This window comes from Skermanella stibiiresistens SB22 (assembly GCF_000576635.1).
GTDB lineage: Bacteria > Pseudomonadota > Alphaproteobacteria > Azospirillales > Azospirillaceae > Skermanella > Skermanella stibiiresistens.
The window spans coordinates 238,667-262,809 of the sequence record NZ_AVFL01000007.1 but is presented as its reverse complement, the minus strand read 5'-3'; the positions used below and the strand labels follow the sequence as shown (position 1 = coordinate 262,809).

The following is a 24,143-nucleotide window of genomic DNA, read 5'->3' as shown; positions in this document are numbered from 1 at the left end:
TATGATTCGTTATCGTGATCCGCCATAGCGGATCAGGTGGCAAAGCCGATCGCCGGGTGTCATCGCGATTTCGGGGAAGATGTTGGTTAGGTCAGCAAACAATGACGACCCGGTCAAGAGGTTATCCGGCCGCGAATCCCTCAGCAGATCCAGCGCCAGGGTCAAGCGGTCGCGGTATCCCCAGCGGGGCCTCATGGCCGGCGCCACCGCTCCGACCTGACTGGAGATCAGCCGTAACCGGCGGGGATGAAAGGCGGCACCCAGGGGTGCCGCGACCGGCCGGGTACCGTACCAACTGGCTTCGACCACGGTCGCCTCGAAGCCGGCGAGGCCCAACGCCGTCACCAGCCCATCGGGATGTCCGCTGGCGTGGATCACTATGTCGCAGTCTCCAAGCGCCTCCCCAGGCGCCGCGAAAGCCACCCCCAAGGCCTCGGCGGTGGCTGCCCGCGCCGGGTTGACGTCGACCAACTGGACGCGGGCGCTGGGGATTCGCGCCGCCAGCCACGCGGTCAGGCAACCGACGACACCGGCGCCGATCACCGCGATCCGGGCACCCACCGGGGGCAAGGCGTCCCACAGGATGTTGACGGCGGTCTCCAGGTTGGCCGCCAGCGCCGCGCGGTCGCTCGGCACGTCATCGGGCACCGGCACAACGGCGTCGGCGGGCACGATGAAGCGGTCCTGGTGGGGATGCAGGCTGAAGACGCGGCGGCCGACCAGGGACTCCGGACCGCGCTCGACCACGCCGACCATGCAGTAGCCATACTTCACGGGGCCGGGAAAATCACCCTCCTGGAACGGGCAGCGCATGGAGGCGTACAGCTCGGGCGGCACCTTGCCCTGGAAGACGAGGCTCTCGGTGCCCCGGCTGATGGCGCTGACCTCGGCGCGGACCAGCACGTCATTCGGGCCGAAGGCGGGCAGGGGAGTGGGGCGCAGCTCGCCCCGGCCCGGCGCCACCGTCCAGAACGCGGTGGCGCCCCAGCGCTCGCCTGGATCTGGCACGGCTCTCTCAGCCACGAAGATCACAGTCGAACAGGATATCCGCTCCCAGGACGAAGTGGCGGGATTTGGGCCGTAGGCCGCCGTCGATCGTCTCGATCTCCGGCAAGGTGAAGCTGGGCCTGCCCGACCCCAGGATCAGCGGCGCCACGGTGACCTGGAGCCGGTCGAGACAGCCGGCCTGCAGGAAGCGCGAGACGGTGACGCCGCCACCCTCGATGAAGACGAATCCGAGACCGCGCTCGGCCAGCAGCGCCAGGATCTCGGCCGGGTCCAGGCCATCGCCCCGGCGCGGCAACCCCACGACCTCCGCGGCGCCGACCCGCTCGGCGCCACCCCGCGTCATGTCCCGGGCGCAGAGCAGCAGGGTCGGCGCGGCGTCATCGTGGAATATGCCCTGCCCGCCATCCAGCCGCCGGTTGGTGTCGACCACGACCCGCACCGGGTTGCGCCCGGCGCAATGCCGGACGGTCAGTTTGGGATCGTCATGCCGAACGGTGCCCGCTCCCACCAGCACGGCGTCCGACAACGCCCTCATGCGGTGATTGTGCAGGATGTCCTCCGGCCCGGTGACCCATTGGGAGGCGCCGCACAGGGTGGCGATCCTGCCATCCAGGCTCTGGCCCAGATGGGCGACCGCGTAGCGCCGACCCAACGCATCGGCGCAAAGCGGCAGGTAGAGGTCGCGCAGGAGACTGCCCGGCCCGTCCAGCGGACCGTCCAAGAGGCCGGAGCCGGGGCTGGAGCCCGCGTGGCGGACGGCCAGGATGTCCCGCCAGACCGCGGCGGGGTCCGCGGGAGGGGAGCCGGGCGGGGGAGTGGGACCCCGAGGGGGGCATTCGGTGATATCCATGTCCAAGCGCTGACGAATGTTCCCTCAGACGAGTGTCGCGAAGTCATCCTCCAGGTAGGTGCGGCTCGCCTCTTTCGACAGATCATATGCCCTTTACCCCTCCATTTTAGACACCAACTATCTTCAATGACTTACGGACCCGCCGACGGCCACCCCGCCAACAGCCCGCTTGGGGAACACGCGCCCCATCGACAGGCGCCGCCCGGACTGGCGGTCAGCGTCGCCGCGCACACGTTGGCTGGCGGCTTGGCGACGGGTTCCATCGCCGTCGCCTTGGGTCAGGGCGCCGGCTTGACCCTGGTCTATCCGGCGACGGCCTTGGGATGCTACGCCATCTTCGCCATCCTGCTGGCGCTGCATGTCGGCGGCCACGCCCCCCATGACCGGTTCGGCGCGGCCAATCAGGTGACGCTGTTCCGCGGCGTGATCGCCAGCCTGATCGGCGGCACGATCCCGGTTCTCGACCAATTGACGGCCGAGGCGCTGTGGGTCGCCTCCCTGGCGGCTTTGCTGGCGCTGGCATTGGACGGTATCGATGGCTGGCTGGCCCGGAAGACGCGGATGGCGAGCCTGTATGGCAAACTGCTGGACATGAACTTCGATACCGTGCTGATGGGTATCCTGGCCGTGATCGCGTGGCAGGGCGGCAAAGTCGGTGTCTGGGTGCTGGCGATCGGATTGGCCCGCCCAATCTTCGTCGCCGTCGGTTGGATCTGGCCCATCCTGCGCGCCGAACTGCCGTTCAGCCAGCGCCGCCGGGTGATCTGCGTCGTCCAGATCGCGGTCCTGCTCGTCTGTCCGATCCCCGTGGTCGAGCCGCCACTGAGCAGCCTTGCCGCCGCGGCGGCACTTGGCCTTTTGCTTTTCTCCTTCGCGGTCGATACGCTTTGGCTGGTGAGGTCTGGCGCGGAAAGGGACCCTGGCGCCAACCAATCCAGGACCGATATCAGACGCGTGCCGTAGCTTCCACGAACAACCAGATAAGATCAAATGACCTCCCCCAGTCTCGCCAAACTGCCGGACGACCTGTCCCAACCCCTGGACCAGACGGCTCTGCGGTCGGTCGATCGCGCGATCGGCGACCTGCGGCGGGGTGATCCGGTGGTCGTCGAGGATCTGCAAGGCGATCTCGCCCTGGCGCTGTCGGTGGAGGCGGTGACACCCGACGCCTTGGCCGCCCTGAAGCTGATGGCGGGATCGTCACCCGTTCTGGCCGTGACCCGGCCCCGGGCGGCCGCGATCGGATTGGGCGAGCACCAGTCGCCCGTGGTGACCCTGGCGCTGGGAGGCGGCTTCAACGCCGACACGATCCACGAGCTGGTCGATCCGACCCGGCGCGCACCCCAGCGGTCGGTTTCCACCCTGACCATCGAACCGGCCGAGCTCGAAACGCGCGAGGGCGCCGCCGTGGCGCTGGCGAAATTGGCGCGCCTGCTGCCGTCCGCCGTGGTGGCTCCGATCCGGCTGCCGCGCGGCGTCACCGCGGACGGCTTCGTCGCCAAGCACGACCTGATGCTGGTCCGCGCCCGCGACATCCTCGATTACCAAGTCCACGCGGCGCGCACGCTGACTTTGGTGGGCGACGCCTCAGTGCCGCTGGCGAACGCGGAGAACACGCGGGTGCTGGCGTTCCGTCCGCCCGACGGTGGCGTCGAGCATCTGGCGATCGTGATCGGCGAGCCGTCGGGACAGGATGGGCCCGTCCTGGTCCGCATGCATTCGGAATGCTTCACCGGTGACCTGTTGGGCTCGCTCCGCTGCGACTGCGGCGACCAGCTGCGCGGCGCCATCGCCGAGATTTCGCGGCAGGGCAGCGGCGTCGTGCTGTATCTGGCGCAGGAGGGCAGGGGCATCGGGCTGGTCAACAAGCTGCGGGCCTATCAGCTCCAGGACGACGGTTTCGACACGGTCGAGGCCAACGAGATGCTGGGCTTCGACGCGGATGAGCGGATCTATCTGCCGGCGGCCGAAATGCTGCGCCAGCTGGGCTTCTCCCGAGTCCGGCTGCTGACCAACAACCCGGACAAGCTGCGCCAATTGGCGCGCTGTGGGATCGAGGTGGTCGACCGCGTCGCCCACATCTTCCCCAGCAATGGCCACAACGAGGGCTATCTCCGGACCAAGGCCGAGCGCAGCGGCCACATGTTCTAGGACCACAAACTGGACCTTGGCTCAACGGCGAAAGGACACGCCATGGCGAAGAACACGATCTGCCTCTGGTACGACAAGGAGGCCGAGGCCGCCGCCCGCTTCTACGCCGAGACCTTTCCCGACAGCGCGGTGGGCGCCATCCATCGCGCGCCCAGCGACTACCCCTCCGGCAAGGAGGGGGACGTGCTGACGGTCGAATTCACGGTCGCCGGCGTCGCCTGCCTCGGCCTCAACGGCGGTCCCGCGTTCCAGCACGACGAAGCGTTCTCGTTCCAGATCGCCACCGACGATCAGGAGGAAACCGACCGCTATTGGAACGCCATCGTCGGCAATGGCGGCCAGGAGAGCGCCTGCGGCTGGTGCAAGGACAAGTGGGGCATCTCCTGGCAGATCACGCCGCGCGTGCTGACCGAGGCGCTGGTCGCCGGTGGTGCCGAGGCGAAACGCGCCTTCGAGGCGATGATGGGCATGGGGAAGATCGACGTCGCCGCGATCGAGGCGGCGCGGCTGACATCGCATTGACGTCCGGTCATTCGAAACGGAAAAACCCGCCGGCGAGCCCACCGGCGGGTTTCCCATTTTTCCGAACCGTCCGGAAAAACTTATTCGGTGCCGGAGCGGGCGACCGAATAGGGCGAGGACTGGGTCGTCTCGGGGGTCGCGGTCTGGTCGACCGGAGCGGAGGGCATCCGTGCCACCGAGTTGGACGCGCTGGCCGTCATGACCTGGATCTCGCCCATCAGTTGACCGCCCGCCTCGACTTCCAACTCGCCATAGCGGATGGAACCGGTGATCTTTCCGGTGGAGCGCAGGCGCAGCCGGCCACGCACGCTGATGTCACCCTCGAACCGTCCGGCGATATCGGCCTCGTCGATCTCGACGCTGCCCTTGAACAGGCCCGACTCGGCGATCTCGATGTTGCGGCCGTCGCGCAGCTTGGCCTCGACCGTGCCCTCGACCACCAGCACGTCACAGGCGGTGATCTCACCTGACAGCGAGATGTCGCGGCCGACGATCAGCTTCCGCATCTCGGTGGCGCCGGTGGACAGCGAGGAACTGGAATGCGACGAGCCGGAAACCGGCGAGGATCCATTGGACGACACCGACATTCCTTCCATCGGACGGCGCGCGGGAGCACCCGGAATCTCGACCACGCGGCGGGGGATCTCGGGCTTGAAGGAGGTGCTGGATGAGGGCGGTTTGGTCGGCGACATATCGAATCCCTTATCGGCATACGGGGAACGCACCGGCGGCTCGGCGGCCACCGTTTCGGGCGCGGCCGGCGCGACCGGCATGGCGCCTTCGGGTTTCAGCGTTCCGGTGGGCGGTGACTTGCGTCGAAACATGGGCGGTGGCCCCCCAGGGCAGGATGGATGACGGCGAGCCATAAAATGGGCCGTCATGGTTAACGCTTTATTACTATTTGCCGGCCCGGTGCAAGTTTCCTGTGAGCCCATAGAAAATGTGCACCATGAAAGCCGTCGCCACAACGGGAACCAGCAGGTTGACCAAGGGTATCGTGGAAAAGAACGCGACGATGACTCCGGCCATGAGCAGTTTGGCGCCATGAGCCTTGCGCATTGACCGGGCGGCGGTCGGTGTCATCCGCCTGAGTGCAACAAGTTCGAAGTATTCGCGACTCATGAGGTAACCGTTCAGCAGATAGAAGATCGCCAAGTTGACGCCAGGAATCAGATAAGCCGGCAGGACCAGAAGGTTCAGCGAAACCACGATCAACAGGAACTTGACCGAATTCCATATCTCCATCATCAAGCCTTGCCCCTCGGCGGGAGGCAGACCCGGATAATGTCGCCGCTCGACGGATTCGGCCACGCGGTCAAGCAATAGACCGGAAATGCCGACCACCACGGCCGGGAAGAAGAGATAGGCCAGGGCGAAGACCGCCAGTCCACCGAGGAAGTCGATCGTGGCGTCGAGCCAGGGCAGCTCGGTCAGCTGCGTCTGGAACAGCAGGATCCAGACCAAGCCGGCCGTGGTGATGAAGCCGAGGATCGCGCCGAAGACGCTGAGCCAGACCACCCGTCTGACGGGAGGGTCGGAAAGCTGGTTGATGGCGCGGACGAGGGCGGGGATCATGTTGAGCATCGTGGTCGGAAGTTCACGGGGGATCTTGTCGGGTTTGGCAGCGGTGTGAACAGGCGGCGTGACCTGTCAGCGCGCCTGGCGGCCACGGAGGGTGCCGGACTTGTACGCGGGGTGCCGGTGGTTATACTCCGGCCACGCCAATCCACAAAATCTTCCTTCCGAAAATACCCCGCGAACCGAACAAGGATGCTGATCCGCATGTCCCAAGCCACTCTCGACGTTGTCGGTATCGGCAACGCCATCGTCGATGTCATCGCCCATGCCGACGACGCGTTCATCACCGCCAATGGTCTGGAGAAGGGCGCCATGACCCTGATCGACGCCGACCGGGCCGAGGAGCTTTACGGCAAGATGGGTCCGGGCATCGAGATGTCGGGTGGTTCCGCCGGCAACACGATGGCTGGCATCGCCTCGCTGGGCGGCAAAGGCGCCTATATCGGCAAGGTCAAGGACGACTTGCTGGGCACCGTGTTCCGCCATGATATCCGCGCCATCGGTGTCCGGTTCGACAGCCAGCCCGCCACCGAGGGCGCCCCGACCGCGCGGTGCCTGATCCTGGTGACGCCCGACGCCCAGCGGACGATGAACACCTATCTCGGCGCCTGCGTCGAGTTGGGCCCCGACGACATCGACGCCGACCTGATCCAGAGCGCCCAGGTCACATACCTGGAAGGCTACCTGTGGGACAAGCCGCTGGCCAAGCAGGCTTTCCTCAAGGCCGCCAAGCTGGCCCACGCCGGTGACCGCAAGCTCTCGCTGACCCTGTCGGACTCGTTCTGCGTCAACCGCCACCGGGCCGAGTTCGCCGATCTAGTCCAGAACCACGTCGATATCCTGTTCGGCAACGAGCACGAGATCATGGCGCTGTACCAGGTCGACACCTTCGAGGAGGCCCTGGCCGCGGTGCGCGGCCAGTGCGAGACCGCCGTGCTGACACGGAGCGAGAAGGGCTCGGTGGTCGTCACCGCTAGCGAGATCCACGAGGTTCCCGCCGACCACATCGACCGTCTCGTCGATACCACGGGTGCCGGCGATCTGTTCGCCGCCGGCTTCCTGCATGGCTACACCCACGGTCGCGGCCTGCCCGATTGCGCCCGGATCGCCGCCATCGCGGCGGCCGAGGTGATCGGCCATGTCGGCGCGCGGCCGGAGGTCAAGCTGTCCGACTTGGTCGCCGCGAAGCTGGGCTGATCACGAACCAGCCGGTGGCTGGCTGAGTGGCTGTGGGTTGGGTAGAGCGCAGCGGCACCCGACATCAACTCGCCTGCTTGTCGGGTGCCGCTTCGCTTTACCCGACCTACGGTTGAGAACGGGCCAAGCTGGCTGGGCCTCAAGGCTCAGCCAGCTTGGCCGGTCAGGCGCCGGATCACCTCGTCCAACTGGTCCAGCGATTGATACTGGATGCTCAGGGTCCCGCTCTGGCCCTGGCCGTTTATACTGACGCGCAGTCCCAGCCGGCCACTCATGTCCCGCTCCAGCGCCACCGTGTCGGCGTCCTTCGGCTGCTTGGAGGACGCCGCGGCACCGCGCCCAGTCGAGCCGCCACCGATCGGGGCCATGGGCTCGCCCATCTTTTCCGGGGCCGGTTCCGGGGTCGGGTTCTGGGCCTCGCGGGCCAGTTGCTCGACTTGACGCACGTTCAGGCCCTTCTCGACAACGAGCTTGGCCGCCTCGACCGGATCGGGGACGGACAGCAAGGCGCGGGCGTGGCCAGCGGTGATCGAACCGTCCTGGACCAACTGCTTGACCTGGAGGGGCAGGGTGAGGAGCCGCAGCATGTTGGCGATATGACTGCGGCTCTTGCCCAGCGATTTGGCCAGCACATCCTGGGTGTGGCCGAACTCGTCCATCAGCCGCTTGTAGCCCTCGGCCTCCTCCAGCGCGGTCAGGTCCTGGCGCTGGATGTTCTCGATCAGCGCGATCTCCAGCGCCTCGCGATCGGTCAGTTCGCGCAGGACGACCGGAACCTCGTGCAGCCCGGCGATCTGGGCCGCGCGCCAGCGGCGTTCGCCGGCGATGATCTCGTAGATCTTGGGGTCGTCGGGGTGGCGCCGGACCAGCAGGGGCTGAAGGACGCCGCGCTCGCGCACGGAGTCGACAAGGCTCTGGATCGCATCCGGATCGAACTTGCGCCGCGGCTGGAACTTGCCGGGGGTCACGAACTCGATCGGGATGTGCCGCGACTGCCTGCCGGTATCCGACGGCTCCAGATCGCCGCCGGCGGCTTCCCCGAACAAGGCGTTGAGGCCGCGGCCCAGGCTGGAACGGCGCTTGTTGTCTTCCATCAGGCGATCAGCCTCTTCTTCTCACGCTTCAGAACTTCGCTCGCCAGATGGATATACGCCTGCGAGCCGGGGCAGCGCATGTCGTAGATCAGGACCGGCTTGCCGTGGGAGGGAGCCTCCGAGACCTTGACGTTACGCGGGATGACGGTGTCGTAGACCTTCTCTCCGAAGAAGCCACGGACGTCGGCGGCGACCATATCGGACAGGTTGTTGCGCTTGTCGAACATGGTCAGCACGACGCCGTGGATGTCCAGGCCGGGATTAAAGGCGCGCTTGACGCGCTCGATCGTGCGGATCAGGTGGCTGAGCCCTTCCAGGGCGTAGAACTCGCATTGCAGCGGCACCATCACGGCGTCGCTCGCCACCAGCGCGTTGAGCGTCAGCAGGCCCAAGGCCGGCGGGCAGTCGATCAGGACGTAATCGTAGTTCAAGGCGCTGTGGGCGAGAGCCATGCGCAGCCGGTACTCGCGCTGCTCGGCGTTGACCAGCTCGATCTCGGCACCCGACAGGTCCTGGGAGGAGGTCACGACCCACAGGTTGGGCACGGTGGTTTCGACGGCGGCGTCCTCAACCTTCACTTCGGCGAAGATCACGTCATAGGTGCCGACGCCGCGGTTGTTCCGCTCGATCCCAAGACCGGTCGAAGCGTTGCCTTGGGGGTCGAGATCCATGATCAGGACGCGCTTGCCGACGGCGGCGAGGGCGGTGGCAAGGTTGACGGTGGTCGTCGTCTTACCGACGCCGCCCTTTTGATTGGCAACGGAGATGACACGGGCGCGGGACATCTTGGCCTCTGGAGCGACGGTGGGAATGCGGGAGACATCAGGCACGTGAAACCTCGCTCACACGAAGAATACTGGCGCTGGGGTCGGTGATACTCTGTATCCGATCGACGGCCATATTCCAAGTCTTCGCGGCGGTGCACACTTCATCATCGGCCTGCTGGCCCTTGGGGAACAAGCAGACGCTGTTTTCATCCAGGAAAGGCGAGGCCAGCGCCAGCAGATCGACCAGTGGCGCCAGCGCGCGGGCGCTGACGACATCGGCGTGGAAGGGAGTGACCTTCTCGATTCGCGCGGCGTGGACCGTCACCGAAGCGCCTGTTGCGCGCGCCACTTCGCGGAGGAAGGTGGCTTTGCGCTGGTCACTCTCGATCAGGTGGACATCCGGGACGCCGAGAATCGCCAGCACCAGCCCCGGAAATCCGGCACCACTGCCGAGATCGACCAAGGTCTGGGTGTTAGGTGGAATGATCCCGTGGAGCTGGGCGGAGTCCACGAAGTGGCGGTTCCATAGGTCGGGCAGGGTCCTCGGACCCACCAGATTGATCACCGGCTGCCACTTGCGGAGGAGGGTGGCATAGACCTCCAACCGCTCACGTGTTTCACGTGAAACAGCAGCGAGTCCTGCTCCAGGAATCGGCTTAGGCGCTGAGACGGGCATCGCGGCGTTTCACGTGGCGGAGCAGGGCGACAATGGCGGCTGGCGTCACACCGGGAATGCGCGCGGCGGCTCCCAAGGTGGCGGGGCGCGCCTGCCGCAGCTTTTGCCGAATCTCGGTGGAGAGGCTGCCGATCGAGTCGACATCGAGGTCGTCCGGCAGCAGCAGGGACTCATCCTTGCGGAAGGCACGAATGTCGGCATCCTGTCGCTCCAGATATCCGGAGTATTTGGCGTCGATCTCGATCTGTTCGGCGATGTCGGCGGACAATGCCGACAGCTCCGGCCAAAGCCGGGCGAGCTTGACCAAGTCCATATCGGGATAGCGCAGGAGGTCGACGGCGGAACGGCGGACGCCGTCGTGATTGACATTCAACCCTTGCCGGGAAAGCTCATTGGGTGTCGCCCGCAGTCCCGTCACCAAGGCGCGCGCGCTCTCCAGGTTGACGGCCTTGGCGGCGAAGCTTTCGCCACGCACACCACCGACACAGCCGACCGCCATCCCCTTGGCGGTCAGTCGCTGATCGGCGTTGTCGGCGCGCAGCAGCAGACGGTATTCGGCGCGCGACGTGAACATGCGGTAAGGCTCCGCAGTACCCCGCGTGATCAGGTCATCGATCATCACGCCGATATAGGCGTCGGCGCGATCCAGCACGAAACTCTCGCCACCGCCGCACCGAAGGGCCGCGTTGATGCCGGCCATCAGTCCTTGCGCGGCGGCCTCCTCGTAGCCGGTCGTCCCATTGATCTGGCCCGCCAGGAACAAGCCGGGCAGCCGGCGCGTCTCCAGGGTCGGCGTCAGTTCGCGGGGATCGACGTAGTCATATTCGATCGCGTATCCAGGGCGGATCATCACGGCGTTCTCCAGGCCGGGAATGGCCTTGAGCATGGCCGCCTGGACATCGCGGGGCAGGGAGGTCGAAATGCCGTTCGGATAAATGGTGTCGTTGTCCAGCCCTTCCGGTTCTAGGAAGATCTGGTGGCGCTGCTTGTCGGCGAAGCGGACGACCTTGTCCTCAATCGACGGGCAATAACGCGGACCCACTCCCTGGATCTGACCGGAATACATCGGCGCCCGATGGATGTTGTCTCGGATCACGGCATGCGCCTCGGGCGTCGTCCACGTCATGTGGCACGGCACCTGGGGCGTCGTGATCTTGTCCGTCAGGGTCGAGAAGGGTGGCGGCGGGTCGTCACCCGGCTGAACCTCCAATCCAGTCCAGTCGATGGTGCGGCCGTCAAGGCGGGCAGGCGTGCCGGTCTTGAGTCGGCCAAGGGGAAAGCCGGCGCGCTCGAGTGTGTTCGAGAGGCCGAGCGCCGGCGCTTCGCCGACCCGTCCGGCGGGGATCTTCTCCTCGCCCAGATGGATCATGCCGCGCAGGAAGGTGCCTGTCGTCAGGATCACGGCACCGGCCATGATCTCGCGGCCCGTTCCGGTGACGACACCAGCGATCGCGCCATCGGCGCCGATGATCAGGTCTTCGACCGCTTCCCCCATCATGTCCAAGCCGGCTTGTTCGGCGAGGGCCGCCTGCATGGCTTGGCGGTAGAGCTTGCGGTCGGCCTGCGCGCGGGGACCCCGGACAGCGGGACCCTTGCTGCGGTTGAGGACGCGGAACTGGATGCCGGCGCGGTCGATCACCCGACCCATCACGCCGTCGAGCGCGTCGATTTCGCGCACGAGATGCCCTTTGCCCAGACCGCCGATGGCCGGGTTGCACGACATCTCGCCGATGGTTTCCAACTTGTGGGTCAGCAACAGCGTGCGCGCACCCATGCGCGCCGACGCGGCGGCCGCCTCACAACCCGCGTGGCCGCCGCCGACCACTATGACATCATAATTCCGCATGCCGGGCACTTTATGGTCTGCGGCGTGTCAGGTCAAAGGAACTGACGCCGTTTCACGTGAAACACGCCGCGAACCTCTGGCTATTTGCCGATGCAGAAGTCCCGGAAGATGACATCCAGCAGATCCTCCACATCGACACGGCCGGTTATGCGCCCCAAGGCCCTGATGCCGATCCGGACATCCTCGGCGGCGAGTTCCGGCAGGGGAGCGAGCAGGGCGCGTTGAAGGGCGGCTCGGCATTCCTCCAGCGCCGTCCGGTGACGCGCGCGGGTGAGGGCGGGAACCCCCGGAGCTTCGAACCGCGTGATGACCGCGGCGGTTAGGGCCGACAGCAGCTCCGGCAATCCCTGGCCGGTGACGGCGGATACCGCCAGCACCGGGCGACCCCCGATCACCTCAAGCGTCACGGCGGCCCGGTCGCATTTGTTCAGCACCACCAGCGTGTCGTCATCCACGATCGCCAGCGTCTTGGCATCCAGGTCTGGCAGTGTCACGGCGTCGAACACGGCGAGCTTCAGGTCGGCGCGCGCCGCTCGGTCCAAGGCCCGCCGGATGCCCTCGGACTCGATCTCGTCTGCGGCTTCGCGCAGTCCGGCGGTATCGGCCAGCACAACGGGATAGCCACCCAGGTCGAGATGCGTCTCCACGACATCGCGCGTCGTCCCGGCCCGCTCCGACACGATGGCGGCCTCACGCCGGGCCAAGGCGTTGAGCAGGCTCGACTTGCCGGCGTTTGGCGCTCCGACGATCGCGATGTGGATGCCATCACGAAGGCGCTCGCCCCGGTGCTTGTCGTTCAGGTGGGCGCTCAACTCGCCGATCAGGGCTTCCAATACCGGCCTCACCTGATCCGCGACACCATCGGGCAGATCCTCGTCGGGGAAGTCGATGTCGGCTTCAAGATGGGCCAGCCCGCGCATCAGCCGGTGCCGCCAGTCCTCATAGAGCCGGCCCAGGTCGCCTTCCATCTGACGCAGCGCTTGGCGCCGTTGGGCGGAGGTCTCGGCGTCGACCAGATCGGCGATGGCCTCGGCGGCTGTCAGGTCGAACTTGCCGTTCTCGAATCCGCGCCGGCTGAACTCACCCGGCTCGGCGATGCGAAAGCCGGGGAGGGACGCCAGCGCGTCGATCAGCCCGGCGACGACGGCGCGACCGCCATGGACATGGAACTCGACGACATCCTCGCCGGTGAAGCTCCGGGGTGCCGGAAACCAGAGCGCCAAGCCTTGGTCGAGGAATTCACCATCGCGGGGATCGGAGAGCCGGACGACCGCGGCGGCACGCGGTTCGGGAAGGGGCCGGCCGCCGAGCGACGTCAGGGCCGTGGCTGCATCCGGGCCCGAGACCCGGACGATGGCGACACCACCCCGGCCAGGCGCCGTGGCCGGGGCGAAGATGGTCGGGATCATGGGATCAGGCTGGGGAGGAGGCGGTGGTGGTGGGACGGGGTTCCGTCTGGTCGGGAGCCAGCATCAGCCGCTCGACCCGGTCACCCTCGACCACGTGGGTCTGGAGGATCTCGTCGATGTCCTCCTGGGTCTGATAGGTGTACCAAACGCCCTCGGGATATATCACCAGCGCCGGACCCAATTCGCAGCGTTCCAGGCAGCCGGCCGAATTGATCCGCACATTGGGTTCGAGACCAAGTTCCTTGGCGCGGGCCTTCATGTAGTTCCGCAGCTTCTCCGATCCCCGGGCGGCACAGGAGCCCCGCCGATGGCCTTCGGGACGTAGGTTCGTGCAGCAGAAGACATGACTGCTGTAGACGAGTTTCGGATCACTCACTTCTTTCCATCCTTGCCCATGGCGTTATTCATCTGGGTCCAGAAAATCTTCTGCATCTGCTCGAATCCCTGCAGTCCGGCCGGCAGCCAGGTCTTCACCATGGATTCCGGATCCATGGCCTGGAGATTGGCACTCATGCGGTCCTGGATCTGTTGCATCAAGGCGTCCTGCATCGGCTTGACGTCAGGCAATCCAAAGAAATGCCTGGCTTCTTCCGGGGTGCAATCGATGTTGACGGTGATCTTCATGCTCAGGGCCTCTGAGGTTGGTCCCGGTGGGGAGTGTGGCCCCCGGCGGAGCGGCCGCTTTGGGGTTGGCCCCACGCAGATTGGGGTTGAGCGCACTCGCCAGCGCGCTTCACTATACAGATAGGATGTGCGAGCGCAACGACAGCACCCGTTATCCGCCGCACCGCGAAAGCGGCTGCGGCGACCCTCTTGGATAAAGGCGAGCACAATGTCCTCAAACATGCTTGGGCACGAGACCAGCCCCTACCTGCTTCAGCACAAGGACAACCCCGTCCACTGGATGCCCTGGGGCGACGAGGCCTTCGAGCGCGCGCGAAGCGAGGGCAAGCCGATCCTGCTGTCGGTCGGTTACGCCGCTTGCCACTGGTGCCATGTGATGGCCCATGAGAGCTTCGAGAACCCCGAGATCGCCGGGCTGATGAACGAGTTGTTCGTCAACATCAAGGTCGATCGGGAGGAGCGGCCCGACCTGGACACCATCTACCAGTCGGCGCTCTCGCTGCTTGGCCAATCCGGCGGCTGGCCATTGACCATGTTCCTGACGCCCGATGGCCAACCGTTCTGGGGCGGGACCTATTTCCCTCCCGCCACGCGTTATGGCAGGCCAGGCTTTCCCGATGTGCTGCGGGGCGTCTCCGCGACGTTCCGGGAAGAGCCGGAGAAGGTGACCCGCAACGTCACCGCCTTGGGTGAGTCGCTGGACAAGCTGGCGGAGAACCACGGCGGTGGTGCCATCCTGCCCGGCGTGTTCGACCAGGTGGCCGAGCGGCTGGTCCGCGAGGTCGATCCGTTCCACGGCGGCATCGGCTCGGCGCCCAAGTTCCCGCAGACGTCGCTGTTCACGCTGCTCTGGCACGCTTGGAAGCGGACCAGCAGGGAGCCCTTCAAGATCGCCGTGACAAACACGCTCGCCCGCATGTCGCAGGGCGGCATCTATGATCACCTGGGCGGCGGCTTCGCCCGCTATTCCACCGATGACAAATGGCTGGCGCCCCACTTCGAGAAGATGCTCTACGACAATGCCCAGCTGATCGACCTGCTGACGCTGGTCTGGCAGGAGACGGGCGAGCCGCTGTTCAAGATCCGCGTCCAGGAAACCGTCGACTGGGTGCGGCGCGAGATGCTGGCCGATGACGGCCAGGGCGGCAAGGTGGCGGGCTTCGCCAGCACGCTGGACGCCGACAGCGAGGGCGAGGAGGGACGCTTCTACGTCTGGTCGGAGGAGGAGATCGACGCCATCCTCGGCCCCGACGCCGCCACCTTCAAGGACGCCTACGACGTCACCGGTCCCGGCAACTGGGAAGGATCGAACATCCTGAACCGGACCGACAAGCCGGACCTGGGTGACGAGGACCACGAGGCGAGCCTCGCCCGGATGCGCGCGATCCTGTGGCAGACACGCGAGCGGCGCGTCCATCCCGGCTGGGACGACAAGGTGTTGGCCGACTGGAACGGGCTGATGATCGCGGCGCTGGCGCGGTCCGGCTTGGTCTTCCGCAAGCCCGATTGGATCACGGCGGCCTCGGCGGCGTTCGACTTCGTCACCGGGACCATGATCCGTGACGGCAGGCTGTTCCACACTTGGCGGCGCGGTCAGTTGAAGAATCCGGCATCGCTCGACGACCACGCCAACATGGCCAAGGGCGCCATCGCGCTCTACGAGGTGACGGGCGAACTCCGTTATCTCGATCAGGCCAAGCGGTGGGTCGAGACGCTGGACCGGCATTATTGGGACGCCGACAAGGGCGGCTATTTCTTCACCGCCGACGACGCCGAGCGGTTGATCGTCCGGACCAAGACCGCCCATGACAACGCGGTGCCCGCTGGCAACGGCACCATGGTCGGCGTGCTCGGCCGGCTGTTTCACGTGACGCGAGAGGAGCGTTTCCACCAGAAGGCAGAGGCGCTGATCCACGCATTCTCGGGCGAGCTGACGCGCAACTTCTTTCCGCTGTCGACCCTGCTGAACAACACCGAACTGCTGCACACCGCGATACAGCTGGTGGTGGTCGGCGGGAAGGGTGCAGCCGACACGGAAGCGATGCTCGACACCGTCCGCGCGACTTCATCGCCCAGCTTGGTGATGACCCTGCTGACACCGGACGCGGAGCTACCCGAAGGCCATCCGGCTTTCGGCAAGGGGATGGTGGCCGGCAAGGCGACGGCCTATGTTTGCGCCAACATGACCTGCTCGGCCCCGATCACCGATGCCGCCGACCTCAAGGTCAACCTGACGAGGAAATGATGCCATGGCACGATTGACTGTGGAGAGTCCGCTTGGCCCCCTGACATTGACCAGCACGGCGGGTGTCCTGACCGCGCTGGATTGGCGAACCGCCGGGGCGGCGTCGGACAATGACGCGGTGCTGGACGAGGCGGCGCGCCAGCTTCGGCAGTATTTCGACGGTCAACGCGCCACCTTCGACCTGCCGATGTCGCCGGCAGGCACGCCGTTCCAGAAACGGGTTTGGGCGGCTATGCTGGAGATCCCTTGCGGTCGGACCGCCACCTATGGCGACCTCGCCCGTCAGGTTGATTCGGCACCGCGCGCGGTGGGCGGGGCCTGTGGTCGAAATCCCCTTCCGATCGTCATCCCGTGCCATCGGGTGGTCGCGGGAACGGGGAAGGGGGGCTATTCAGGGTTTGGTGGCCTAACCACCAAGGACTGGCTGCTCGATCTGGAACGGCGGCTGGTCCTGGTTCCAACCCCCTGAAACCACGTCCCGATTCGGCCCCGTGACAAGGCGCCATCGCGTCTATATCGTTCTCCGCCTGGACGGTCCGAACATCGGCGCCGAGCCGAGAGACATCTAATCAAATATGAGAGGGGCGAAATGACCGACGTTACCATCAACGCGGCCGACGGCGGGACCTTCACCGGATATCTGGCGAAACCCGCCTCGGGGACGGGCCCGGGCGTCGTCGTGATCCAGGAGATCTTCGGCGTCAATCAAGTCATGCGCGAGATCTGCGACGACTTGGCCGCGCAGGGCTACTTCGCCCTATGCCCCGACTTGTTCTGGCGCCAAGAGCCCGGCATACAGATCACCGACAAGACCGATGCCGAATGGGCCAAGGCGTTCGAGCTGTACAAGGGCTTCAGCGAGGTCAAGGGCGTCGACGACCTGATCGCGGGGTTGGGTGTGCTGCGCGACACCGAGGGCTGCACCGGCATGGTCGGAACGATGGGATTCTGCCTGGGCGGCAAGCTCGCCTACCTGATGGCGACCCGCTCCAACGCCGATTGCTCGGTGTCCTATTACGGCGTCGGTATCGAGAAGAACCTGGACGAGGCGAGCGCCATCACGCGGCCTTATCTGGCGCACATCGCCGAGAAGGACCAGTTTGTCCCGCCGCTGGCCCAGCAGCAGATCCTGGAAGCCTTCTCCAAGGTGACGCGGGTTACGGCCCATACCTATCCTGGTTGCGACCACGCTTTCGCCCGCGTCGGCGGCGCCCACTTCGACAAGGCGTCGGCCGATCTGGCGAATCAGCGGACGGCGGACTTCCTGAAGGAACACCTCACCGCCTGACGGGACCGCCCTACGGGCCCAAGAGTTAAGCGACAACGATAAAAACCGAAATTCGAGGAGACGGGAATCCATGGTTCACGCCATTCGCTTTCATCAGCCCGGCGGACCGGAGGTCCTGACCTGGGAGGAGATCGAGGTCGGTGATCCGGGACCGGGTCAGGTCAGGCTCCGGCAGACGGCGATCGGTCTCAACTTCATCGACACCTATCACCGCACCGGCCTGTATCCGCTTCCCAGCATGCCGGCCATTCCGGGTCTGGAAGGGGCGGGCGTGGTCGAAGCCGTCGGACCGGGTGTCAGCCTGCAGATCGGTGACCGGGTCGCTTATGCCGGTGGTCCGGTCGGCGCCTATGCCGAGGTCCGGCTGATGCCGGCCGACCGCTTGGTTCCGCTGCCAAGTTGGATCGACGACAAGCAGGCCGCCGCCATGATGCTGCAGGGCATGACCGCCCAGTTCCTGCTGCGGTCGTGCCATCCCGTCCAGCCGGGCGAGACGATCCTGATCCACGCCGCCGCCGGCGGTGTCGGCCTGATCCTGTGCCAATGGGCGCGGAAGCTCGGCGCCACCGTGATCGGCACCGTCGGATCGGATGAGAAGGCTGAGCTGGCGCGGGAGCACGGCTGCACCCATCCCATCGTCTATACCCGCGAGAACTTCGTCGAGCGGGTCAAGGAGATCACCGACGGCGCCGGCGTTCCCGTCGTCTATGATTCGGTTGGGAAAGACACCTTCATGAACAGCCTGGATTGCCTGAGGCCACGTGGGCTGATGGTATTGTTCGGGCAGTCATCCGGATCGGTCCCGCCGGTCGATCTTGGCATCCTGGCCGCAAAGGGTTCGATCTACGTCACCCGTCCGACACTGTTCGTCTATACGGCGAAGCGTGATGACCTGATGACAAGCGCCGCCGATCTGTTCGATGTCGTCCACAGCGGCGACGTCAAGATCGATGTGCGGCAGATCTTCGCGTTGAAGGACGCCGCCGATGCCCATCGGGCTCTGCATGCCCGAGCCACCACGGGATCGACCGTCCTGCTTCCCTGACGTTTCACGTGAAACAAGGAAGGGCGCCGCACTCCCTCGGGAGCGGCGCCCTTTTTTGTTGTTCGTGTCCCTCAGCGCGGTGCGGGGATCACGGCCATGCAGGTCTGCACGATGGTGCCGCAGGACTCCAAATCGCGACCCTGGTTGTAGTCCAGGCTTTCGACCACACCATCCCGGACGGTGAAGGTCGCCTCGCACTGAAAGTCCTGGCGGTGAACGGTTGTCCGCGGGCGGAAGAACCGCCGGCCACCGATGACGAAGTCATCATCGTCGTTCTCGACATGGGTGACCGTCATACCCCGGACATAGGTCAGGCGCTCGACGTCGCCGACTTGCTGGCTGTTGTCGGGAACCCCGGCACAGGAATACAGCAGCTCCTTCGGCATCCCGACCAGCGCGGTGTTCGCCTGGGCCGCCGCCTCGCTGCGTGGGTTCGCGCATCCCGCCAAAACGGCGGATCCCAGCGCCAACAGCACCACCGAACGGACCATCGTCGCCTCCCTCATTCCAAGATCCTGAAACACGGCGATGATGCCATGGGTGCCAAACACCCCGGTATGACGCTTCCGGAGCCGGACGAAAAACTCACCGGTTGAGGACATCGAGCAACCGATCGATGGTCGGCTCGTCGAGCGACCGGATGCGGTCGGCCAGCAGGTTCGCCACCAGCGTCGCCTTGGGCGTGAGGCCGGAGGTGTCGACCACGATGCGCGGATGGCTCATCTCGGCCAAGCGCTCCAGGGCTTCCGCCTCGTCCCAGAAGATCTGGAAATAGGCGCAGATCTGCCGGACCAGCATGATCGAGGGCTGGCCCCGCTTGCCGTGTTCCAGCGCCGATAGGTAGGCCGAGGACACCTCGAGTTCGTCGGCCATCTGCTTCAGGGTGACGCCGCGCTTCGCCCGCAGCTCACGGATATGGGCACCAAAGGGAGTCAAGGATCAACGCCGTTTTTTCAACAGGACATAGAGCGCGCCATCGCCGCCGTCCTTGGGCTGGGCGCGCTGGATGGCGAGCACGAGGGGACGGAGCGGCGACTCGTTGAGCCAGCGCGGCACCACTTGGCGCAGGATGCCCGCACCCTGGCCGCCCGAACCCTTGCCGGTGATCACCAGCACCATCCGGCGCTGCTCGTGCCAACCACGCAGGATGAAGGAGTTGAGCGCCGCGTGGGCCTGCGACTGGGTCATGCCGTGCAGGTCGATCCGGCCCTGGATGCCAAGCCGGCCACGGCGCAGGCGGTCGTCCGTCCTGCGGTCCAATCCCGGTGACGCCGTGGGATCGAGGGAGGGCAGGCGGGATCGGTGGCCGGTGACCGCTTGGGGCTTGAAGTCGAGCCGGTCACCATCCAGCGGCATGATGCCTTGGCTGTCCAGCGGCAGCGCGTCGGCCATTGTCATTGGCGGCAAAGCCGGTTCCGCGATCTCGCGGCCGGGCAGAGGGTCGGTCTGGCGCATCGCGAGACGCCACAGGGTATGTTCGTCGGATGTGACCGGCCGGCGGCGACGGGGTGCTATCCTGGTCATGGAAACTCCGGGTCACCCGCCGCCAGCGTCCTCAGACGCCGGCGCCGTCGATCAGCAGGATGTGGAGACGGCGGGGACCGTGGGCGCCGAGCTGGAGCGTCTGCTCGATATCGCCCGTGCGGGACGGCCCCGTGATGAAGTTGACCGTGCGCGGCATGTCCTTGTTCCGGCCACGCACCGCGTCCCAGCCATCCTCATAGCTCCCGACGATCTGGTCGGCGCGCAGCACGACGATATGGGTGTCGGGCATCATGTTGAGCGTGGTTGGATGCTCGGGACCCGACAGCATCATCAGGGTGCCGGTCTCGGCGATGCCGGCGAAGGCGGCCGTCACGCTGGTCAGGTCGCGGTCCTCGGCGCGGCCGCGCGTGACGGTCAGGGTTGGGCGCTTATCCCACGGTACGGCTTCCAGCCGGGGATCGGGCGCCACCTTGACCTCCGCCGGCAGGTTCTGGCTGGCCAGATAGTCGGCGACGGCGTGCGGCACCCGTGACAGGTTCGGCAGCCGGTCCACCGTGCCGGCGACCTCGGTCACCATGGAGACGAACAGGTCCACCTTGTCCGAGGCGGACAGGGCAGAGCGCTGGGGCACCAGATTGCGCTGGTGACCCCGCAGGCGGTCGTCCACGACGGCGGTCATCTCGGGGCTGGCGCCATCGCGCTTCAACGAACGCCGGATTCCGCTGAGGATCTGTGTACGGGCTTCCGACATGGTTCAGGCCGCCTTCTTCCCGGGGGAGGATGAATTGGCCTGGCGTTCGGCCCAGAGTTGGTGGAAAGTCTTGCCCTCGGGCGCCGGCATGTCGCGCCCTCCGGTCCAGCCACCCGCCAGCGGCAGCGACCGGAAGCGGCCCTTGCGGCGGCCCAAGCCGCCGAGCACGCCCATCGCCAGCTTCGACGCCAGACGGTAGAGCTTGGGCCGCTTGGCGAACCAAGCCCAGACGCTCAAGCCGTTGCGGAAGGCCTGCGGCGACATCTTGTTCTGGTACTCGCGCTCGCGCCAGTGCCGCATCATCTTGGGCAGGGGAATCCGCATCGGGCAGACGCTCTCGCATTTGCCGCAGAAGGTCGAGGCGTTGGGCAGGTGTCCCGCCTCCTGGACGCCGATCAGGCTCGGCGTCAGGACGGAGCCCATCGGTCCCGGATAGACCCAGCCATAGGCGTGGCCGCCCACGGCGCCATAGACGGGGCAGTGGTTCATGCAGGCGCCGCAGCGGATGCAGCGCAGCATTTCCTGGAACTCGGTGCCCAACATGCCGGTGCGACCGTTGTCGAGCAGCACGACATGGAACTGTTCCGGCCCGTCCAGGTCCTCCGGCCGGCGCGGGCCGGTCGAGAAGGTGGTGTAGGACGAGAACTCCTGGCCGGTGGCGGAGCGCGCCAGGACGCGGAGGATGGTCGAGGCGTCCTCCAGCGTTGGGACGATCTTCTCCAGGCTGGCCAGGACGATGTGGACCTTGGGCAGCGTCTGCGTCAGGTCGCCGTTGCCCTCGTTGGTGACGATCACGGTCGAACCAGTCTCGGCGATCAGGAAGTTGGCCCCGGTGATCCCGACATCGGCGGCCAGGAACTTCTGGCGCAGCATCTCGCGCGCCTCGTTGACCAGCGCCCTGGGCTCCTCCAGCGACCGCTTGGGGTCCAGCGTCGTGTGGATCTTCATGAAGGTCTCGGCGACATCCTCCTTGTTGAGGTGGACGGCCGGCGCGATGATGTGGCTGGGCGCTTCCTTCCGAAGCTGGATGATGTACTCGCCAAGGTCGGTCTCGACCGGCTCCAGTCCGTTCTTCTCGAGGTGATCGTTGATCTCGATCTCCTCCGCGATCATCGACTTGCCCTTGGTGACGATCTTGGCGTCGACCGAGCGGCAGATCCCCAGGATCGCGTCGCGCGCCTCGCCTGGGGTCCGGCACCAGTGGACCTTGCCACCCCGCTCGATGACCTTGTCCTCGAACCGCTCCAGATAGAGGTCCAGGTGCTCCAGGACATGGTTCTTGATGTCGCGGGACTGATCACGCAACTGGTCGAATTCGGGCAGGCGGGCGACGGCCCGCGTCCGCTTGTCCTGGAAGCCGACCTTCATCTTGCCCAGCGCCTTCTGAAGGCGGTCGTCCGCCAGGGCGCCGTGGGCATTGTCCTTGAACGCGTGACTGGTGCTCTGCATCTGAGAGGTTCCTAGGTCCTTACCGGAGCTTTTCAAGCGGCTGGATCAGTGTCGTGATCAGTATATAGCGCGGATCAGCGGGTTCGGGTGTCGCCGATTGGCGCGGCCTCGCCGGTCATGCCGGCCAGCACCTCGGCGACATGGCGCACCTTGACCGGCGAACCCTCGCGCTTGAGCTTGCCGGCCATGTTCAGCAGGCATCCCATGTCGCCGGCCAGCAGGGTGTCCGCCCCGGTCCGGCCGATGTCGACGGTCTTGTCGCCGACCATCTTGTTGGAGATATCCGGGTACTTGATGCAGAACGTCCCACCGAAGCCGCAACACACTTCCGCACCCGGCAGTTCCGTCACCGTCAGGCCCTCGACCGAGCGCAGCAGCGTCCGCGGCTGTTCCTTGACGCCAAGTTCGCGCAGGCCGGAGCAGCTGTCGTGATAGGTCACCGTGCCGTCGTAGCGGGCGGCGACGCCGTCCATGCCGAGGACATCGACCAGGAACGAGACCAGTTCGTAGGTGCGGTGCTTCAGATGGGCGGCGCGCTGGGCCCATTCCGGCTCGTCGGCGAACAGCTCGCCATAGTGCTCCTTGATCATGCCGGCGCACGACCCGCTCGGCGCCACCACGTAGTCGAAGCCCTCGAAGGCCTCGATGACGCTCCGGGCGATCTCCTTGGTGTCGGCCCGGTCGCCCGAATTGTAGGCGGGCTGACCACAGCAGGTCTGGCTGGCCGGAACCTCGACCGAGCAGCCCGCATCCTCCAGCAGCTTGACCGCCGCGAACCCCACCGTCGGCCGGAACAGGTCGACCAGACAAGTCACGAACAGCCCCACGCGGGGCGCCTTGGTAGCGTTGTTCATTATTTACTTCCCCGCCGACACTTCGAGCCCGAGTTCGACTCCGTGCCGATCTGTTTCATGTGCCGTGTAATTGGTTTGTAGCATACCAGTAGGCAACCGGCTTCACCCCACCGGAGTCACGCCCTTCGGGATCAACAAATAATACCGGCCGGGACTCTTCATCTTGCCGGCGCGAAGCTCGGCCTCATGCCCATGGCCCCAGAACACGTCGCCCCGCACGACGCCGCGGATGGCGCCACCGGTATCCTGGGCCACCATCAGCCGCCGCAGGCGAGCCTCGGCGTCCAGGGGGTCCTGGGCGTCCAGCCAGACCGGCACGCCATAGGGCACGAAGGAGCGGTCCACCGCCAAGCTGCGGCCCGGCGTCAAGGCGACACCCTGGGCGCCCAGCGGTCCCTCGCCGGTCAGCGTCTGGAAGAAGACGAAGGAGGGGTTCTTGTCCATCAGTGCCGTGGCCTCGCCCGGATTGGCGCGCAGCCAGTCGCGGATCGACTGCATCGAGACCGTCTCGCGGGTCAGCGCGCCCCGGGCGATCAACTCGCGTCCGATCGCCACATAGGGATGGCCGTTCTGGCCGGCGTAGCCGACGCGGACGACGCTGCCATCCTCCATCACGACCCGGCCCGATCCTTGGATCTGCAGGAAGAAGGCATCCACCGGATCGTCGACCCAAACCAGTTCCAGGTCACGGCCCTTGAGCGCGCCCTTCTCGATCCTGGCGCGGTCCTCGTAGGGACGCAGGCGGCCATCGACGACGCGACCGGCGATCCGCTCGCCCTTCAGCGCATCGCGGAACTCGCCAAGGTCGACCATCACAAGATCATCGGGCTTGCGGTAGAGCGGCACCGTATAGCGCCCGCCAACCAGCGCCGAACCACGCAGTTCCGCCTCGTAATAGCCGGTGAACAGCCCCTCGGGCTTGTCGTTGTCGGCGGCGGCGTAGGGCAGGAACCACGTCTCGAAATAGGCCCTCGCGGCGGCTTGGTCGCCCCTTGGCACCGCGGCCAGCGCTCGGCAGGGAGCTTGCCAATCCGCGACCTTGCCGGCGGCCCCGACCGCCCGATCCGCCGGCTGGACCACCAGCCTGGCGCAGGACTTGGCGAAGGCGTCCAGCGTGTCGGCTTGGGTATCGTCCCGCCAGCCGGGCAGGTCCGGGAAGCTGGCGGGGGTGAGCGTCAGCTTGGGCGGCACAGCCTCCGGCTCCTTCGGCGCCTTCGGGGCGCAGGATGCCAGGAAAACGGCCAGCACCGCCGCGAGGGCGGTGCCGATCCATCGTATGGAACCAGTCATGGGCCAGTCATGGA

Annotated in this window: 26 protein-coding genes; 8 read left to right on the top strand and 18 right to left on the bottom strand. The window is 66.2% G+C overall.

Annotation, left to right across the window (positions count from 1 at the left end; genetic code table 11):
* Positions 1–9: 9 nt before the first annotated feature.
* Together N825_RS12230 and N825_RS12225 are read right to left on the bottom strand one after the other, a co-directional pair.
* On the bottom strand, positions 10–1,008 hold the full coding sequence (locus N825_RS12230) for a zinc-dependent alcohol dehydrogenase (RefSeq protein WP_037451582.1): 999 nt from the start codon (positions 1,006–1,008) through the stop codon (positions 10–12).
* Positions 1,009–1,015: 7 nt separating this feature from the next.
* Positions 1,016–1,858, bottom strand: a complete 843-nt coding sequence (locus tag N825_RS12225) for a RibD family protein (protein WP_084164667.1) — start codon at positions 1,856–1,858, stop codon at positions 1,016–1,018.
* Between the two features lie 126 nt (positions 1,859–1,984).
* On the opposite strand from N825_RS12225, the gene N825_RS12220 reads away from it, so the two are divergent.
* The 3 genes from N825_RS12220 to N825_RS12210 are packed head-to-tail and all read left to right on the top strand — an operon-like array spanning position 1,985 to position 4,531.
* Complete coding sequence (locus N825_RS12220) at positions 1,985–2,821, top strand: CDP-alcohol phosphatidyltransferase family protein (protein WP_051512144.1); 837 nt, start codon at positions 1,985–1,987, stop codon at positions 2,819–2,821.
* Between the two features lie 27 nt (positions 2,822–2,848).
* Complete coding sequence (ribA, locus tag N825_RS12215) at positions 2,849–4,009, top strand: GTP cyclohydrolase II (RefSeq protein ID WP_051512141.1); 1,161 nt, start codon at positions 2,849–2,851, stop codon at positions 4,007–4,009.
* 42 nt (positions 4,010–4,051) lie between these two features.
* Entirely contained in the window at positions 4,052–4,531 is a 480-nt protein-coding gene (locus N825_RS12210) for a VOC family protein (RefSeq protein ID WP_037451581.1), read from the top strand.
* Positions 4,532–4,611: 80 nt separating this feature from the next.
* Here N825_RS12210 and N825_RS36465 read toward each other — a convergent pair whose 3' ends face one another.
* Positions 4,612–5,223 carry a bactofilin family protein gene (locus N825_RS36465; protein WP_245613089.1) on the bottom strand — a complete coding sequence of 204 codons (612 nt, stop codon included), beginning with the start codon at positions 5,221–5,223 and terminating at the stop codon, positions 4,612–4,614.
* 205 nt (positions 5,224–5,428) lie between these two features.
* On the bottom strand, positions 5,429–6,106 hold the full coding sequence (locus N825_RS12200; RefSeq protein ID WP_037451827.1) for an EI24 domain-containing protein: 678 nt from the start codon (positions 6,104–6,106) through the stop codon (positions 5,429–5,431).
* 207 nt (positions 6,107–6,313) lie between these two features.
* Between N825_RS12200 and N825_RS12195 the strand changes: the two genes are divergently transcribed.
* Entirely contained in the window at positions 6,314–7,306 is a 993-nt protein-coding gene (locus tag N825_RS12195) for an adenosine kinase (RefSeq protein WP_037451824.1), read from the top strand.
* Positions 7,307–7,452: 146 nt separating this feature from the next.
* On the opposite strand, the gene N825_RS12190 is transcribed toward N825_RS12195, so the two are convergent.
* The 7 genes from N825_RS12190 to N825_RS12160 form a co-directional block, all read right to left on the bottom strand.
* Entirely contained in the window at positions 7,453–8,400 is a 948-nt protein-coding gene (locus N825_RS12190) for a ParB/RepB/Spo0J family partition protein (RefSeq protein WP_198038298.1), read from the bottom strand.
* On the bottom strand, positions 8,400–9,185 hold the full coding sequence (locus tag N825_RS12185; RefSeq protein ID WP_084164666.1) for a ParA family protein: 786 nt from the start codon (positions 9,183–9,185) through the stop codon (positions 8,400–8,402). Before N825_RS12185 ends, N825_RS12190 begins: the two co-directional genes overlap by 1 nt.
* Before the next feature lie 37 nt (positions 9,186–9,222).
* A complete protein-coding gene (gene rsmG / locus N825_RS12180; protein ID WP_051512135.1) occupies positions 9,223–9,843 on the bottom strand; it encodes a 16S rRNA (guanine(527)-N(7))-methyltransferase RsmG in 621 nt (206 codons plus the stop codon).
* Positions 9,824–11,689 carry a tRNA uridine-5-carboxymethylaminomethyl(34) synthesis enzyme MnmG gene (gene mnmG / locus N825_RS12175; RefSeq protein WP_037451572.1) on the bottom strand — a complete coding sequence of 622 codons (1,866 nt, stop codon included), beginning with the start codon at positions 11,687–11,689 and terminating at the stop codon, positions 9,824–9,826. Before mnmG ends, rsmG begins: the two co-directional genes overlap by 20 nt.
* Positions 11,690–11,769: 80 nt before the next feature.
* On the bottom strand, positions 11,770–13,098 hold the full coding sequence (gene mnmE, locus N825_RS12170) for a tRNA uridine-5-carboxymethylaminomethyl(34) synthesis GTPase MnmE (protein WP_037451570.1): 1,329 nt from the start codon (positions 13,096–13,098) through the stop codon (positions 11,770–11,772).
* Between the two features lie 4 nt (positions 13,099–13,102).
* A complete protein-coding gene (locus N825_RS12165) occupies positions 13,103–13,474 on the bottom strand; it encodes a (2Fe-2S) ferredoxin domain-containing protein (RefSeq protein ID WP_037451567.1) in 372 nt (123 codons plus the stop codon).
* On the bottom strand, positions 13,471–13,722 hold the full coding sequence (locus tag N825_RS12160) for a DUF6489 family protein (RefSeq protein WP_037451562.1): 252 nt from the start codon (positions 13,720–13,722) through the stop codon (positions 13,471–13,473). Before N825_RS12160 ends, N825_RS12165 begins: the two co-directional genes overlap by 4 nt.
* Before the next feature lie 208 nt (positions 13,723–13,930).
* Between N825_RS12160 and N825_RS12155 the strand changes: the two genes are divergently transcribed.
* The 4 genes from N825_RS12155 to N825_RS12140 all read left to right on the top strand — a co-directional run bounded on the left by N825_RS12155 (position 13,931) and on the right by N825_RS12140 (position 18,300).
* The gene (locus N825_RS12155; protein ID WP_037451559.1) at positions 13,931–15,967 is read left to right on the top strand and encodes a thioredoxin domain-containing protein; all 2,037 of its coding nucleotides are present in this window, start codon (positions 13,931–13,933) and stop codon (positions 15,965–15,967) included.
* Positions 15,968–15,971: 4 nt separating this feature from the next.
* The gene (locus N825_RS12150) at positions 15,972–16,436 is read left to right on the top strand and encodes a methylated-DNA--[protein]-cysteine S-methyltransferase (RefSeq protein ID WP_037451557.1); all 465 of its coding nucleotides are present in this window, start codon (positions 15,972–15,974) and stop codon (positions 16,434–16,436) included.
* A gap of 120 nt (positions 16,437–16,556) precedes the next feature.
* On the top strand, positions 16,557–17,255 hold the full coding sequence (locus N825_RS12145; RefSeq protein ID WP_037451554.1) for a dienelactone hydrolase family protein: 699 nt from the start codon (positions 16,557–16,559) through the stop codon (positions 17,253–17,255).
* Positions 17,256–17,325: 70 nt separating this feature from the next.
* On the top strand, positions 17,326–18,300 hold the full coding sequence (locus tag N825_RS12140; protein ID WP_037451551.1) for a quinone oxidoreductase family protein: 975 nt from the start codon (positions 17,326–17,328) through the stop codon (positions 18,298–18,300).
* Between the two features lie 71 nt (positions 18,301–18,371).
* Here N825_RS12140 and N825_RS12135 read toward each other — a convergent pair whose 3' ends face one another.
* The 7 genes from N825_RS12135 to mltA form a co-directional block, all read right to left on the bottom strand.
* On the bottom strand, positions 18,372–18,806 hold the full coding sequence (locus N825_RS12135; RefSeq protein ID WP_157619132.1) for a hypothetical protein: 435 nt from the start codon (positions 18,804–18,806) through the stop codon (positions 18,372–18,374).
* A 79-nt stretch (positions 18,807–18,885) separates the two neighbouring features.
* A complete protein-coding gene (locus N825_RS12130; protein ID WP_037451546.1) occupies positions 18,886–19,236 on the bottom strand; it encodes a helix-turn-helix domain-containing protein in 351 nt (116 codons plus the stop codon).
* A 3-nt stretch (positions 19,237–19,239) separates the two neighbouring features.
* Positions 19,240–19,824, bottom strand: coding sequence for a Smr/MutS family protein (locus N825_RS12125; protein WP_037451543.1), 585 nt, complete (start codon positions 19,822–19,824; stop codon positions 19,240–19,242).
* A gap of 31 nt (positions 19,825–19,855) precedes the next feature.
* Complete coding sequence (locus N825_RS12120; protein WP_037451540.1) at positions 19,856–20,536, bottom strand: LutC/YkgG family protein; 681 nt, start codon at positions 20,534–20,536, stop codon at positions 19,856–19,858.
* 3 nt (positions 20,537–20,539) lie between these two features.
* Positions 20,540–21,985, bottom strand: a complete 1,446-nt coding sequence (locus N825_RS12115) for a LutB/LldF family L-lactate oxidation iron-sulfur protein (protein WP_037451537.1) — start codon at positions 21,983–21,985, stop codon at positions 20,540–20,542.
* Positions 21,986–22,059: 74 nt separating this feature from the next.
* Positions 22,060–22,839 carry a (Fe-S)-binding protein gene (locus tag N825_RS12110; RefSeq protein WP_037451534.1) on the bottom strand — a complete coding sequence of 260 codons (780 nt, stop codon included), beginning with the start codon at positions 22,837–22,839 and terminating at the stop codon, positions 22,060–22,062.
* 102 nt (positions 22,840–22,941) lie between these two features.
* Entirely contained in the window at positions 22,942–24,129 is a 1,188-nt protein-coding gene (mltA, locus tag N825_RS12105; RefSeq protein ID WP_037451531.1) for a murein transglycosylase A, read from the bottom strand.
* Positions 24,130–24,143: the final 14 nt, after the last annotated feature.